Source organism: Kumtagia ephedrae (assembly GCF_003012745.1).
GTDB lineage: Bacteria > Pseudomonadota > Alphaproteobacteria > Rhizobiales > Rhizobiaceae > Kumtagia > Kumtagia ephedrae.
The window spans coordinates 44,449-57,497 of record NZ_PXYK01000001.1; the positions used below are offsets into that span (position 1 = coordinate 44,449).

Sequence of the window (13,049 nt, forward strand, 5' to 3'; positions counted from 1 at the left end):
AGCAGCTCACGGCCCGGTATGGAAATCCAGCACCGTCTCGGGGTTGATCTCGCCGTCATAGGAGGCGTCGACGTCGTATCTGACCAGCGTGAAGGTGCCGTCCCGGAACATCCAGGTGCCGGAGGACGAGGCATCGCCGACGCCGCGCCATTTGGCAGCCGACGTGATGCTCTTGCTCGCATCGTCGTAGAAGGAGTTCACCAACGCATCGTCGGTGCGTAGCCGATGATCGTCATGCTCTCGACCTTGCCATCGGAATCGTCGTTCTCGTAGCGGATGTCGAGTTCCGGCGTGGCGAAGTGCAACTCGCGCAGGCCCTCGACCTCGGTGTGCAGGTAATAGACGTGGCTCTCGTTGTAGGCGCCGGCGCCGCAGTAGAAGCGGAACAGGCGCGCCGTGCTTTCCGGATCGTCCTCGGCGCCCGACGTGTAGCGGAACGGAATCGTGTAGTTCTCCGGCGCGTCGGTGCTGCCGTCCGGCCGGATCGCCGAGCATTCCGACGCATGCAGCGCCGCGAAAGCTTTTCGCGCCTGCTCGAGCACGGCGTCGCGCGGCTCCGGCGCAGGCCCGTCGCCGCATCTTGCAGGCAGCTTGTCCTCGAAGGGCTGCTCGGACGGCTGCAGCTCGGCGCGCTCAATGGTGAGGCCGCGGAACGGCGGCTCCTGGATCTGGGGATTGACGAGGCGCGCCGTGTAGCAGCCCGCAAACACCTGCTCGCTGCCGTCCTTGTTGGTGGCAAGGATGGCGACCGGAAGCGAGAAGAAGGTGCTGCCGGCAGCGCCCTCGGCGCCCGGCTCGCCGGTCACCACCTGGACCGCGGCCGTGTTCTCATAACCCTTCGCGAAACTGGCAAAATCCTTCGACGGCTTCCTTTCACCGAAATAGTCCCAGGCGCGGGCGAATTCGCCCCGGTCGATGGCGTTGTAGAAGGATTTGACGATCCCGGCCGCGTCGGAGCGATCGTCGAGATAGGCAGGCGGCTCGACGGTCTGGGCGAAGCTCGCGGTCGCCGCAAGCAGCGAGAACGCCGTGGTGCAAAATGCCGTCCGCATCGCCGAATCTCCGCAGGTCGGACCTTCAGCCTCGCCACGGAATGCGGCAGCGCCATGGCACTTGCGCTATCGGCCCGCGCATCCCTATCTGCGCCTGGGGCCGTTCCGGCTCCGGCGGAGGAATTCTCATGACCATGTCCATGTACCGGGCCAGCGTGCCGGTGTTTCAGGCGCGGCTCAAGGGCCTTGCGCACTGCCTGCGGATCGCCGAGGCCAACGCGGCAGAACGCAAGATCGATCCGGCCGTGTTGCTGGCGGCGCGCCTGGCGCCCGACATGCTGTCGCTCACCCAGCAGGTGCAGATCGCCACCGACCATGCGAAAGGCGCGCCGTCGCGCTTGGCGCAGCGGGACATCGTCCGGTTCGAGGACGTCGAGAAGTCGTTTCCGGAGCTGCAGGCACGGATTACCCGCACGCTCGACCTGCTCGACACCTTCGAGCCGGCGGAGATCGACGGCAGCGAGGAGCGGACAATCGAGATCAAGGGACGGACGCGCGACCTCTCATTCACCGGCAGCGACTATCTGCTGCATTTCGCGCTGCCGAACTTCTATTTCCACGTGACCACGGCGTACGGCATCCTGCGGCACAATGGCGTGCCGCTGGGCAAGCCGGATTTTCTCCGGCGCGACTGATGGCCCGCCTGCCCTTACGCCTCGGCGAAGCGGCGCGGCAGCCGCGGAAAATCGGCCGGCCGCACGTCGGTGTCGGTGCGACCCGTCTCGCTGAGCGATTCGATGATGGCGCGGGCGACGCGGATGCGGCCGATATCGCGCGGCCGTGGACGGGAGAAGAGTTCTGTGAAGAAACTCATGACAAGGCTCTTTTGATCTGTCCTCCCTATCTCACCATATAGGTGATTCGTGACGATTGTGCAGTGCAGCATCACGCAGGGCAGCCATGCGTTGCGCGACGGCGACAAATGGGCGCAGCCGGAGCGGCCGATGCCGAGCAATTGTCACAATTCCACCGGACGCTTCCATCGGAATCTTAACGCTCCGGCTATAGATCGTCCGGTATAGAGGGCAGTCACGGCTTACAACCTGTCATGGCAATGCTGGCGAACAAGGATTTTGCGTCGCTCCTGGACGAACTGATCGCCACGCGCGATCAGTCGGTAGCGGCGGCGGCCGCGCCGTCCATTCCGTTCGACTATCTCGCCGTCGCCGAAGAGCTGCATTCCGGCCGCATCCGCGTTTCCGACGAGGCGGTGGCCGCGGAATATCACGATGCGGCGGGCGCCGAGCCCGCACAGGCGCTCGAGAACCCGCCGGAGCTTCCGCTCGCCACCGAACCGGAGGCGATCGCCGCGGAACTCGGGCTCGAGCGCGCCGCCGTCGCGGACTTCGCCCGCATCCGCCGCCGCTTCGCCTTCGCCAATCATCCCGACCGCGTCGCCCCGCACCTGCGCGAGCGCGCGATGATCCGCATGCAGGTCGCCAACCGGCTGATCGATGATGCGGCGCGGCGCGCCCGCCCCGGCGACAAATCCGTCACCCCGCGTTAAGACACCCGGCACTAGACTCGTCGCGCAACATCGCGGAGGTGCCGATGCGCGCTGCCCTTCTCGCCTGCCTTGCCGCCATGGCGATGCCTGCCGCCGCCTCGACAGGCGACGCCGCCGACCTCGCCTTGCTCGGCTTCAGCGCCGACGGCGCGATCTTCGCCTTCGAGGAACACGGCATCCAGGACGGCTCCGGCTTCCCCTATGCCAACCGCTATTACATCGACACCGGCAAGGACGCCTTCCTGCCCGGCTCGCCGGTCCGCGTGCGCCTCGACGACGAGGGCCAGACGGTGCGGGCCGCCCGCGACGCCGCGCGCCAGAAGGGGGAAACGATCATCACCGACGCCGAGCTGGCGGAAAACCCCGGCTACACCGCGGCAATGAACGCGGTCGCCGAGCTTTCCGCCGATCCCTTCCGCGTCGTCGCCAATTCCAGCCCGGCCTTCGCGCGGCCGTTCGATCCGATGGAGTTCCGCATCGAGGAATTTGCCGCCAGGCCCGGCGCCACCTTCTGCCCCGAACCGGAGCAGATCAAGGGATTCCGGCTGACGAGCGTCGATTCCCGGCCGGGCGGCGTCACAAAAGTGCTGCACGAGGACAAGGACGTGCCGGCCAGCCGCGGCTGCCCGCTCGGCTACCGCATCGGCGCCGTCCAGACCTATTTTCCGGAGGGCAAGTCGGGCATCGCGATGATTGTCGTCTCGGTGCGCTCCTTCGGCTTCGAAGGGCCGGACTATCGCTGGCTGGCCGTCGCGACCACGCTGCCGGACTAGGGATCGTGAGCGCGGCGCCGATCGACGCGGGTCTGGCCGGCGCAAGGCTGCCGGGCCTGCGCGCGCGCATCAGGCAGGCGTCGCCGTCCTGGCGGGTGGGAACCGCCGGCGCCGTCCTGTGGGCGGCCGCGATGGCTGCGAGCGCGGCAACGAACCTTACGCTCGCCGGCTGGGGCACCGGCCGGCATGTCGCCACCGTGGCGCTGGTCTTCGCGCTGAGCGCCTCCCTCGCCTTTCCGCTCGGCTTCGCCGCGGCCAATCTTCTCGCCGGCAAGCGGCATCCGGAAGCGCGCTTCGCCGCGGCGCTGCTGTGCTTCACGGCCGCGACGCTCGGCATCACCGCCGTGTTCTATGCGCTCGACTACCGGCAATATTACGCGAACTGGCATGCAGAGCCGCTGTCGGCGGTCTGGCTGATCCAGCTCGCCTTCACCACAGCCGGGGCGCTGGTGCAATTCGCCGTCACCGGCGTCCGCCTCTATTTCCCCATCGGCTTCCTCGCCCTGCTGCTGGTTTCGCTCTGGTTCGCGCGCCGCGCACGTTGAGCCGCGCCGCCGCCTCTGTTAGGACGCGGCAGGTTTTTTCGCCAACGCAGGACCGATCGATGATCCCTCGCTATTCACGGCCGGAAATGGTCGCCATCTGGTCGCCGGAGACGCGGTTCCGCATCTGGTTCGAGATCGAGGCGCATGCATGCGACGCGCTCGCCGAGATCGGGGTGATCCCGAAGGAAGCGGCGAAAACCATCTGGGAAAAAGGCGGCGCGGCGAAATTCGACGTCGAGCGCATCGACGAGATCGAGCGCGTCACCAAACACGACGTCATCGCCTTCCTCACCCATCTCGCCGAATTCGTCGGGCCGGATGCCCGCTTCATCCACCAGGGCATGACCTCGTCCGACGTGCTCGACACCTGTCTGGCGGTGCAGTTGGCGCGCGCCAGCGACCTCCTGCTGGCCGACATCGACGCGCTGCTGACAGCCCTCAAGCGCCGCGCCTTCGAGCACAAGGACACCGTCACCATCGGCCGCAGCCACGGCATCCATGCCGAGCCGACCACCTTCGGCGTGAAACTGGCCCAGGCCTACGCGGAATTCGCGCGCTGCCGCGAGCGGCTGGTCAGCGCCCGCGCCGAGATCGCCACCTGCGCCATCTCCGGCGCGGTCGGCACCTTCGCCAACATCGACCCGCGCGTCGAGGAGCATGTCGCCGAAAAGCTCCGGCTGACGCCGGAGCCGGTGTCGACGCAGGTCATCCCGCGCGACCGCCACGCCATGTTCTTCGCCACCCTCGGCGTCATCGCCTCGTCGATCGAGCGGCTGTCGGTCGAGATCCGCCACCTGCAGCGCACCGAAGTGCTGGAGGCGGAGGAATATTTCTCGCCGGGCCAGAAGGGCTCGTCGGCGATGCCGCACAAGCGCAACCCGGTGCTCACCGAAAACCTCACGGGCCTCGCCCGCATGGTGCGCTCCTACGCCCTGCCCGCGATGGAGAACGTGGCGCTGTGGCACGAGCGCGACATCTCGCATTCCTCGGTGGAGCGCATGATCGGCCCGGACGCGACGATCACGCTCGACTTCGCGCTGGCGCGGCTCACCGGGGTGATCGACAAGCTGGTCGTCTACCCCGACAACATGTCGAAGAATCTCAACAAGTTCCGCGGTCTCGTTCACTCTCAGCGCGTGCTGCTGGCGCTCACCCAAGCCGGCGTAAGCCGCGAGGACGCCTACCGGCTGGTGCAGCGAAACGCCATGAAGGTGTGGGAGCAAGGCGCTGACTTCCTTGAAGAACTGCTCGCCGACAAGGAAGTGCGCGCGGCGTTGTCCGAAGAAGACATCCGCGAGAAATTCGACCTCGGCTACCACACCCGGCAGGTGGACACGATCTTCCGCAGGGTGTTCGGGTAAAGCGGCGGCCTGCGCCTCCGCCGTGGTCTAGGGCGAGGCCGAGAGCCGGTCGCTTCGGTCAAATGCATGAGCAGCGAGGCTACGCTCGGGCTCCGGCCAAGCGGGCCGCTGCTCGGTCGCCCGCCAGCGCCTGCCCCCCGGTCCCGGGAACCGGCTCCGGTCCTGCCGCGTTTCTGGCGCGGTCCCACGGCCAAGGAGGGCTCGACATGAACGACGATCCGGCAGCCGACACAGGCAGTCCGAGCCGCGTTGTGTGGTTCGCGGCCGGCGCCCTGACGATCGCCGCCGCGCTGGCGCTCTTTCTCTATGTCGACGGCTTCTTCGCAGCCCGAGCCGAACTCGACGCGTCCGCCGGCTCATCCCGCACCATCATCGAGGGGCAGTAAGCGGTCAGGCCGGCACGATCCGGACGACGTTGCCCCACGGGTCCTCATGCACCGACTCCTTCGCCGCGGTCTTCGACCGGAACTCGACGAAGGACAGGCCCGAGCGGTCGGGATCGCGGTCTTTCGCGCCGGCGCTCTGCCAGGAGTTCGCGCCGACATGGTGGTGATAGCCGCCGGTCGACAAAAAGACCGCGCTGCCGCCCAGGCTCATGATCGTGTCGAAGCCGAGTTCGTCGTTCCACCAGCGCTCCGCCTCGCCGGCATTGCCGACGCGCAGATGGACGTGGCCGACCATGCTGCCCTCCGGCGCGCCGACCCATGCGGAGTCGCCCGGCCGCAGTTCGCCGAGCAAATTGTCGACGTCGAGCCGCACCGTGCCGATCTTCAGCCCGCCGCCTTCGTAACTCCAGGCGTCGCGGGGCCGGTCGGCGTAGATCTCGATGCCGTTGCCTTCCGGGTCGGTCAGGTAGATCGCCTCGCTGACGAAATGGTCGGATGCGCCGGTCACCTCGATGCGACGGTCGATCGCCTGGCGTGTCCATTTCGCCAGGTGGAGGCGCGACGGCAGGAGGAAAGCCGTATGATAAAGCCCGGCGGCGCGTGGGTCGTCGGGGCGCGCGGCGCGAAACTCCTCGATCTCCAGCAGCGGCAGACCGCCTGCGCCGAGCACGATGACGCCGGGCCGGCGCGAGACCTCGGCCAGGCCGACCGCATCCTTGTAGTAGTCGGCGAGCGCGTTCACGTCGCGCGCCTTGATGCCGACCGCGGCGACGCTCACCGGCGCGTCGGCGGCAAAGGGAAGTTTGGTCATCGTCATCTCCGCTCCGGCAAATCCAGTCGCCGCATCGAGCGCCACCAGGCCGGCCGCACCGCAAAAACCGCGTCGCGATATCCGCATTCGATCCCCCGGCGCCTCTTCTTGTCGCTGCCAACATCGGGCTCTCCACCCGCGCGCGCAAGGGTGCAGACGGCGAACACGGTGTTCACCGCATGAGAACGACTAGCCGAACTGCGGTGCCAGCACCGTTGACAATCCCGGCCCATGGCTTTGGCGGCGGCGTTGCCAGCCTTGCCCGGTATCGCTAAACCCGCCGCATGAAGGTCAAGGACGCAGACATCCTCATCGTGCCCGGCTACACGAATTCCGGACCGGAGCACTGGCAGAGCCGCTGGCAGCAAAAACTGTCGACGGCGCGCCGCGTCGAGCAGGCGGAATGGTCGAAACCCGTCCGCGACGACTGGACGCGGACGCTGGCCAACGCGGTGAACGAGGCCGAAAGGCCGGTCGTCATCGTCGCCCACTCGCTGGGCGTGGCGACGGTAGTGCAGGCGCTGCCGCTGTTCAGTCGCCAGGTGGCGGGGGCCTTCCTGGTCGCCCCGCCGGACGTGGCGAACCCGTCGATCCGGCCGAAACATCTGATGACGTTCGGGCCTTATCCCCGCGATCCCCTGCCCTTTCCGTCGATCGTCGCCTCCAGCAGCAACGACCCGTTCTGCCCGATCGAAGTGGCCGAGGATATTGCGGCGGCCTGGGGCTCGCTGTTCATCCACGCCGGCGAGGCCGGCCACATCAACGCCGAATCCGGCTACGGCCCCTGGCCGGAAGGCAGCATGGCCTTCGCCAATTTCATGACCCGGCTGGAGGCGTGAGCGGCGGTTAGACGTCGATCGCTCCGGCATGAACCAGGAGAGCGGCGCCGGCCACGACCTTAGGACACCCGCCTTTACGGATCGGAGAAAATGCATGCCCAAACATGTCCTCGTCGTCGGTGCCGGCATCGTCGGCGCATCGATCGCCTGGCATCTGGCGAAGGCCGGGTGCGCCGTCACCATCGTCGACGCGGGCGACGGCGGCGGGCTGGCGACGCGCCATTCCTTCGCCTGGATCAATGCGAGCTGGGGCAATCCGAAATTCTATTTCGACTTCCGCAGGCGCGCCATGGCCAGCTGGCGGCGGCTGGAGCGCGACGTACCCAGCGTGTCGGTCGACTGGTGCGGCGGGCTGATTTGGGACCTGCCGCCCGACCAATTGACTGCCTATGCCGAGGAGCACGCAGGCTGGGGGTATGGCCTGCGCCGGGTCACCCGGGCGGAGGCGCAACGCATCGAGCCGAACCTGACCGCGCCGCCGGAGCAGGCCCTCCACGTCGCGGAGGAGGGCATGGTCGAGCCGGTCGCGGCGGCGCGGGCGCTGCTTGCCGGAGCGATCGCGTCGGGAGCGCGCTTCCTGCCGAACACGCCGGCGGCTGCGCTGCTGGAGCGGGGCGGCCGGGTGGCCGGTGTGCTCACCGAGGCGGGTGAAAGACTGGAAGCCGACGAGACGGTCGTCGCCGCCGGTGCCGATACCGCGCGACTGCTGGACAGCGCCGGCGTCCGCCTCGCCGTGAACGCTCCGGCAGGGCTGATCGCGCATTCGACGGTCGCCGACCGGAGACTGCTCAACGGGCTGGTGATGGCGCCGGACCTCCATGTTCGCCAGACGCGCGAGGGGCGGCTGATCGCCGGAACGGATTTTGCCGGCGGCGACCCCGGCGGTCGGGAGCGGGAAATGGCACTGGAATTGATCGAGCAGGTCAAGGCGATGATCGACGGGGCGTCAAACCTCGCGCTCGACTTCCTGACGGTCGGTCACCGGCCGACACCGGCGGACGGCTTTCCGGCGATCGGCCGCCCCGGCCCCGATGGTCTCTACGTGGCGGTGCTGCATTCCGGCATCACGCTGGCGCCGCTGGTCGGCGAGCTGGCCGCGCGCGAAATAGCCAGGGGTGAACGCGATGCGGACCTGGCGCCCTACGATCTCAGGCGGGCGGCGGTTGCGTAGCCGGCTCCTGTCTACTCCGCCGCCAGTCCGACATCCTGCGGCGGTTCGCCGGCGCGAAAATGGCTGGGCGGCGCGCCGATCACCCGCTTGAAGGCGCGGCTGAAGGAAGCTTCCGAATCGTAGCCCAGGCGTTTTGCCGCCACCGAAATCCGCATGCGGTCGCGCACCAGCCATTGCCGCGCCTGGTGCATGCGCACCTGCGCGACGTAGCGGGCCGGCGTCTCGCCCACCACGCTCGCGAACCGTTCGGCGAAACCCGAGCGCGAGGCGCCCATGATCTTGGCTAGCGCCGTCACCGTCCAGTCGCGGTGCGGCTCCAGATGGATGGCGGCGAGCACGCGCCCGACATCCGGGTTGCGCACCGCCGCGATCCAGCCGGTGGCGTCGCCGCAGCCCTTCTCCACCCACACCCGGATGATGCTGGCGGCGAGCACGTCGGCGAGCCTCGCCAGCATGCCGCCGGCGCCGACGCGGTCCATCGTCACCTCCCGCGCCATCGCCTCCAGCAGGAAGGCGATGTTCGGCTCGACCGCGGCCAGTTCGTGCACCCACATTACGTCCGGCATCATGCTGAGCAGCGGATGCAAGCTGTCGACGTTGAAATGCATGCTGCCGCAGAACAGCAGCGTCACCTCCCCCTCGCCGCCGCCGCAGACGTCGAAGACGTTGCCGCAGATCGGCTTGACCTCGTAGCGCTGGATCGGCAGCGCGCTCACATCCGGCTTGCTCGCCAGAATGTGCTCGGCGCCGCGCGGCAGCAGAACCGCGTCGCCGGTCTTGAGCTCGACCCAATCCTTGCAGGGGGTGAGCAGCCAGCAGCGATGCCTGCCGATGAAATGAAAACGTGCCGCCGCCTGTGCGGGAAACAGGATCGCCCACGGCTCCGTCATCTGGCAGCGGCCGTAGTCGACCCCGTCCAGCCGCAAGCCCCGCAGCATCTCGGTCAGCGGATCACCGGCTTCGATCCCGACAGATTTGGACGAATGGTCAAGCATTTTGGCTTCTCTAGCATGGAAGCTCCAACCGGTCACTTCCTATTTTGCGCTGCACAACCTCCTGGAGTGACCCCATGTCCGATTCCCTGTCCGCCGCGGCCGCCGAAGAGGCAATCGAGGCGTCCGACGAGCCCGTCGAGCGCAGCGAGGCGCTGTGGGCCGCCGTCGTCTCCCTGTCGCTCGGCGTGTTCGGCCTGGTCACGGCGGAATTCCTGCCGGCCAGCCTGCTCACCCCGATTGCCGCCGATCTCGGCATCAGCAACGGCGCGGCCGGCCAGGCAGTGACGGCGACGGCCGTGGTCGGCGCCATCGCAGCGCCCACGACCGCCATCCTCACCAAGGGCATCGACCGCCGCCTGGTGATGTGGACATTCACGCTGCTGCTGATCGTCTCCAGCATTCTCGCCGCCACCGCGTCCGGACTGGTCACGCTGCTGGTGGCGCGCGTCGTGCTCGGCGTGGCGCTCGGCGGCTTCTGGTCGATGGCCGGCGCCATGGCGATGCGTCTCGTTCCCTCCCATCTGATGCCGCGGGCGCTTTCGATCGTCTTCACCGGCGTCTCGGTCGCCACCGTCTGCGCCGCGCCGGTCGGCGCCTATATCGGCGATTTGTGGGGCTGGCGCACGGCCTTTGCGCTGGCCGCCGGCATCGGCGTGGTCACGCTTGTCGTGCAGATGCTGAGCATCCCGCGCCTGCCGCCGGTCGGTGCGCCGGGCCTGGCGTCGCTGGCCAAGATGCTGCGCCGGCCGAGCGTCAGCATGGCGCTGCTCGCCACGCTGCTGATCGCGTCGGGCCATTTCGCCGGCTTCACCTATGTCCGGCCGTTCCTCGAGGAGGTGCCGGCGCTCGACATCGAGACCATCTCCTTCGTGCTGCTCGCCTTCGGCATCGGCGGCTTCTTCGGCAACCTCTTCGGCGGCTTCCTGATCGAGCGCAGCCTCAAGGCCGACATTGGCACTGGCGCCCTGGCGATTGCCGCGGCGGCGCTGGTGCTGGTGCTGCTCGGCAGTTCCGAATGGCTGTCGGCCGGCGCCGTCACGCTGTGGGGCTTCGCCTTCGGCATGCTGCCGGTCGGGCTGCAGACCTGGATCGTACGGGCGGCGCCCGACCAGGCCGAGAGCGCGGGCGGGCTGCTGGTCACCGCCTTCCAGGTGGCGATCGCCGGCGGCGCCATCTTCGGCGGCCTGCTGGTCGACGGTTTCGGCCCGCTCGGCGCCTTCATCTATGCCGGCACGGCGATGCTTGCCGGCGCGCTGCTGGTGTTCTCGCTCGGCGCGAGAAGTTTGCCGCGGGCGGGTTAGGCCTTGCCGATCGACTCGCTGATCGCTCCGAGCTGCGCGGCCGCGCCGCGCGCGATCAGTTGGCCCTCGCTGCCGGTCGCCAGCAACCTGTAGCCCATCTTCACGAAGCGGCCGGCGATCGCCGGATCGATGACATAGATGCCCGTGAACTTTCCGGCGGCGCGGGCGCGCGCCGCCACCGAGGCAACCGTCTCCATCATGTCCTCGAGCGTCGAATTGACGGTCTTGCCGCGGCTCCAGGCTATCGAGAAGTCGGATGGGCCCAAGAAGACGGCATCAATGCCCGGCACGGCCAGAATGTCGTCCAGCGCGTCAAGCGCGCTGCGCGTCTCGATCATGGCGAAGGAGACGGTGCGCTTGTTGCTCTCCTCCAGCCATTGCTGCTGCGTGCCCTGCCCGTACCGCGGCATGGCGAAGGTCGGCCCCCACGAGCGCTCGCCGACCGGCGGATATTTCATCGCCGCGGCGAAGCGGCGGGCGTCCTCGGCCGAGTTCACCATCGGGGCGATCACGGCATCGGCGCCGAAATCCAGCGCCCGGCTGGCCATGTCGAAACGGCCGACCGGGATGCGCACGATGGCCGGCTTCCCGGCCCGCTTGATCGGCACGATTCCCCGCAGGACGCTGTCCTCGTGGTGGCCGCCATGCTGCATGTCGAGCGTCACGGCGTCGAAGGGCTGGGCCGCAAGGATCTCGACGGTCAGCGCATCGGGCACGCCCGACCATGCGGTGACGACGGGCTTGTCTCCGGCCAGCCGGTCGATCAAGGTCATCCGCTTCCTCCATTCCAAGGTGGGCCGTAGATTGACCCGCGCGCGGTGCAAAACGCAAAGAAAAACCGCCCGGCGAGCGGGCGGTCGATTGGTCCAGGCGACGGCTGCTAACTGTTCTTCACCGCTTCGACGGCCTGCGCCATCAATTCTTCCATGGTGCGGCGGATCTGGTGGTCCGACTGGTCGACGCCGGCGGCGTCGAAATCCTTGCGGACCTTTCGGAACACGTCGTGATCGCCGGCCTCCTCGAAATCCGAGGCGACGACCTCCTTGGCATAGGCCTCCGCGTCGGCGCCGGTCTTGCCCAGCTTCTCGGCGGCCCACAGTCCGAGCAGCTTGTTGCGGCGGGCGGTGGCCCTGAAGCGCTGCTCCTCGTCTATCGCGAACTTGCGCTCGAAGCCTTCCTCGCGGTCCTTCATGCTGGTCATGGCAAATCCTCCGGCTGGGAATCCGATTCGTCGGATCCCATATAAGCTGTCCAAGCTGCACAAACCAAAACGCCGCGGCGGGGTCAATATCGACGGGCATGCTGCGCTGCGGCAAATGGCGGCGGAAAGCCGTCGACTGCGCGGAATTGCCAATTGAGGAAAGACCGCGATTACGATAGAGACCGCCGTTGAAACCCATCATCGCGAAATTGCAGCGCGACTCGGAGGGTAGGGTTATGATCCGCCTTCCAGCAAATCCAGAGAACCCGCTATGAAAAATCGCCGCCGAATCTACGAAGGCAAGGCCAAGATCCTTTATGAGGGACCCGAACCGGGCACGCTCATCCAGTTTTTCAAGGACGACGCCACCGCTTTCAACAAGAAGAAGCACGAGATCGTCGACGGCAAGGGTGTCATCAACAACCGCATTTCCGAGCATATTTTCAATCACCTGAACCGGATGGGCATCCCGACCCACTTCATCCGCCGCATCAACATGCGCGAGCAGCTGATCAAGGAAGTCGAGATCATTCCGCTGGAAGTGGTGGTGCGCAACATCGCCGCCGGCTCGCTGGCCAAGCGCCTCGGCATCGAGGAAGGCACGGTGCTGCCGCGCTCGATCATCGAGTTCTATTACAAGGCCGACGCGCTCGACGACCCGATGGTGTCGGAAGAGCACATCACCGCCTTCGGCTGGGCCTCCCCGCAGGAGATCGACGACATCATGGCGCTCGCCATCCGCGTCAACGATTTCCTCTCCGGCCTCTTCCTCGGCGTCGGCATCCAGCTCGTCGACTTCAAGATGGAGTGCGGCCGCCTCTACGAGGGCGACATGATGCGCATCGTGGTCGCCGACGAGATTTCGCCGGACTCCTGCCGGCTGTGGGACGTGGCCACCCAGGACAAGCTCGACAAGGACCGATTTCGCCGCGACATGGGCGGACTGGTGGAGGCTTATCAGGAGGTCGCCCGTCGCCTCGGCATCATGAACGAGAACGAGCCGCCGCGTCCGGCAGGGCCCATCCTCGTCGCCTCCTCCGGCACCGGCAAGGGCAAGCCGCACTGAGCGGCCGCCTCACCTTCTCTTCGTAGTCAGTCAAGGAACGA

Annotated in this window: 16 protein-coding genes; 10 read left to right on the top strand and 6 right to left on the bottom strand. The window is 67.4% G+C overall.

Annotation, left to right across the window (positions count from 1 at the left end; genetic code table 11):
* Positions 1-6: 6 nt before the first annotated feature.
* A complete protein-coding gene (locus tag C7I84_RS30925) occupies positions 7-579 on the bottom strand; it encodes a DUF1176 domain-containing protein (RefSeq protein ID WP_342587146.1) in 573 nt (190 codons plus the stop codon).
* A 601-nt stretch (positions 580-1,180) separates the two neighbouring features.
* Between C7I84_RS30925 and C7I84_RS00255 the strand changes: the two genes are divergently transcribed.
* The gene (locus C7I84_RS00255) at positions 1,181-1,687 is read left to right on the top strand and encodes a DUF1993 domain-containing protein (protein WP_106770143.1); all 507 of its coding nucleotides are present in this window, start codon (positions 1,181-1,183) and stop codon (positions 1,685-1,687) included.
* Positions 1,688-1,701: 14 nt separating this feature from the next.
* Here C7I84_RS00255 and C7I84_RS29875 read toward each other — a convergent pair whose 3' ends face one another.
* Complete coding sequence (locus tag C7I84_RS29875; protein WP_165815934.1) at positions 1,702-1,866, bottom strand: hypothetical protein; 165 nt, start codon at positions 1,864-1,866, stop codon at positions 1,702-1,704.
* 234 nt (positions 1,867-2,100) lie between these two features.
* Between C7I84_RS29875 and C7I84_RS00260 the strand changes: the two genes are divergently transcribed.
* From C7I84_RS00260 to C7I84_RS00280, 5 genes are all read left to right on the top strand, one after another.
* The gene (locus C7I84_RS00260; protein ID WP_165815935.1) at positions 2,101-2,559 is read left to right on the top strand and encodes a hypothetical protein; all 459 of its coding nucleotides are present in this window, start codon (positions 2,101-2,103) and stop codon (positions 2,557-2,559) included.
* 44 nt (positions 2,560-2,603) lie between these two features.
* Positions 2,604-3,332, top strand: a complete 729-nt coding sequence (locus C7I84_RS00265) for a DUF2259 domain-containing protein (RefSeq protein ID WP_106770144.1) — start codon at positions 2,604-2,606, stop codon at positions 3,330-3,332.
* Between the two features lie 5 nt (positions 3,333-3,337).
* Complete coding sequence (locus C7I84_RS00270) at positions 3,338-3,877, top strand: hypothetical protein (protein WP_245428265.1); 540 nt, start codon at positions 3,338-3,340, stop codon at positions 3,875-3,877.
* Positions 3,878-3,936: 59 nt separating this feature from the next.
* Entirely contained in the window at positions 3,937-5,238 is a 1,302-nt protein-coding gene (purB, locus tag C7I84_RS00275) for an adenylosuccinate lyase (RefSeq protein WP_106770145.1), read from the top strand.
* Positions 5,239-5,444: 206 nt separating this feature from the next.
* On the top strand, positions 5,445-5,624 hold the full coding sequence (locus C7I84_RS00280) for a hypothetical protein (RefSeq protein ID WP_106770146.1): 180 nt from the start codon (positions 5,445-5,447) through the stop codon (positions 5,622-5,624).
* A 4-nt stretch (positions 5,625-5,628) separates the two neighbouring features.
* Here C7I84_RS00280 and C7I84_RS00285 read toward each other — a convergent pair whose 3' ends face one another.
* A complete protein-coding gene (locus tag C7I84_RS00285; RefSeq protein ID WP_425351280.1) occupies positions 5,629-6,522 on the bottom strand; it encodes a VOC family protein in 894 nt (297 codons plus the stop codon).
* Positions 6,523-6,719: 197 nt separating this feature from the next.
* On the opposite strand from C7I84_RS00285, the gene C7I84_RS00290 reads away from it, so the two are divergent.
* Positions 6,720-7,274, top strand: coding sequence for an RBBP9/YdeN family alpha/beta hydrolase (locus tag C7I84_RS00290; RefSeq protein WP_106770148.1), 555 nt, complete (start codon positions 6,720-6,722; stop codon positions 7,272-7,274).
* Positions 7,275-7,368: 94 nt separating this feature from the next.
* The gene (locus C7I84_RS00295) at positions 7,369-8,445 is read left to right on the top strand and encodes an NAD(P)/FAD-dependent oxidoreductase (RefSeq protein WP_106770149.1); all 1,077 of its coding nucleotides are present in this window, start codon (positions 7,369-7,371) and stop codon (positions 8,443-8,445) included.
* A gap of 11 nt (positions 8,446-8,456) precedes the next feature.
* Here the strand turns inward: C7I84_RS00295 and C7I84_RS00300 are convergent, their stop codons facing one another.
* Positions 8,457-9,440 carry an AraC family transcriptional regulator gene (locus tag C7I84_RS00300; protein ID WP_106770150.1) on the bottom strand — a complete coding sequence of 328 codons (984 nt, stop codon included), beginning with the start codon at positions 9,438-9,440 and terminating at the stop codon, positions 8,457-8,459.
* 74 nt (positions 9,441-9,514) lie between these two features.
* Here C7I84_RS00300 and C7I84_RS00305 point away from each other — a divergent pair, with 74 nt between their 5' ends.
* Entirely contained in the window at positions 9,515-10,741 is a 1,227-nt protein-coding gene (locus C7I84_RS00305) for an MFS transporter (protein WP_106770151.1), read from the top strand.
* On the opposite strand, the gene C7I84_RS00310 is transcribed toward C7I84_RS00305, so the two are convergent.
* Both C7I84_RS00310 and C7I84_RS00315 read right to left on the bottom strand, forming a co-directional pair.
* Positions 10,738-11,514 carry an HpcH/HpaI aldolase family protein gene (locus C7I84_RS00310; protein ID WP_106770152.1) on the bottom strand — a complete coding sequence of 259 codons (777 nt, stop codon included), beginning with the start codon at positions 11,512-11,514 and terminating at the stop codon, positions 10,738-10,740. The two genes, C7I84_RS00305 and C7I84_RS00310, sit on opposite strands and share 4 nt — an antisense overlap.
* Before the next feature lie 107 nt (positions 11,515-11,621).
* Complete coding sequence (locus tag C7I84_RS00315) at positions 11,622-11,942, bottom strand: DUF1476 domain-containing protein (RefSeq protein ID WP_106770153.1); 321 nt, start codon at positions 11,940-11,942, stop codon at positions 11,622-11,624.
* 271 nt (positions 11,943-12,213) lie between these two features.
* On the opposite strand from C7I84_RS00315, the gene purC reads away from it, so the two are divergent.
* On the top strand, positions 12,214-13,008 hold the full coding sequence (gene purC, locus C7I84_RS00320) for a phosphoribosylaminoimidazolesuccinocarboxamide synthase (RefSeq protein ID WP_106770154.1): 795 nt from the start codon (positions 12,214-12,216) through the stop codon (positions 13,006-13,008).
* Positions 13,009-13,049: the final 41 nt, after the last annotated feature.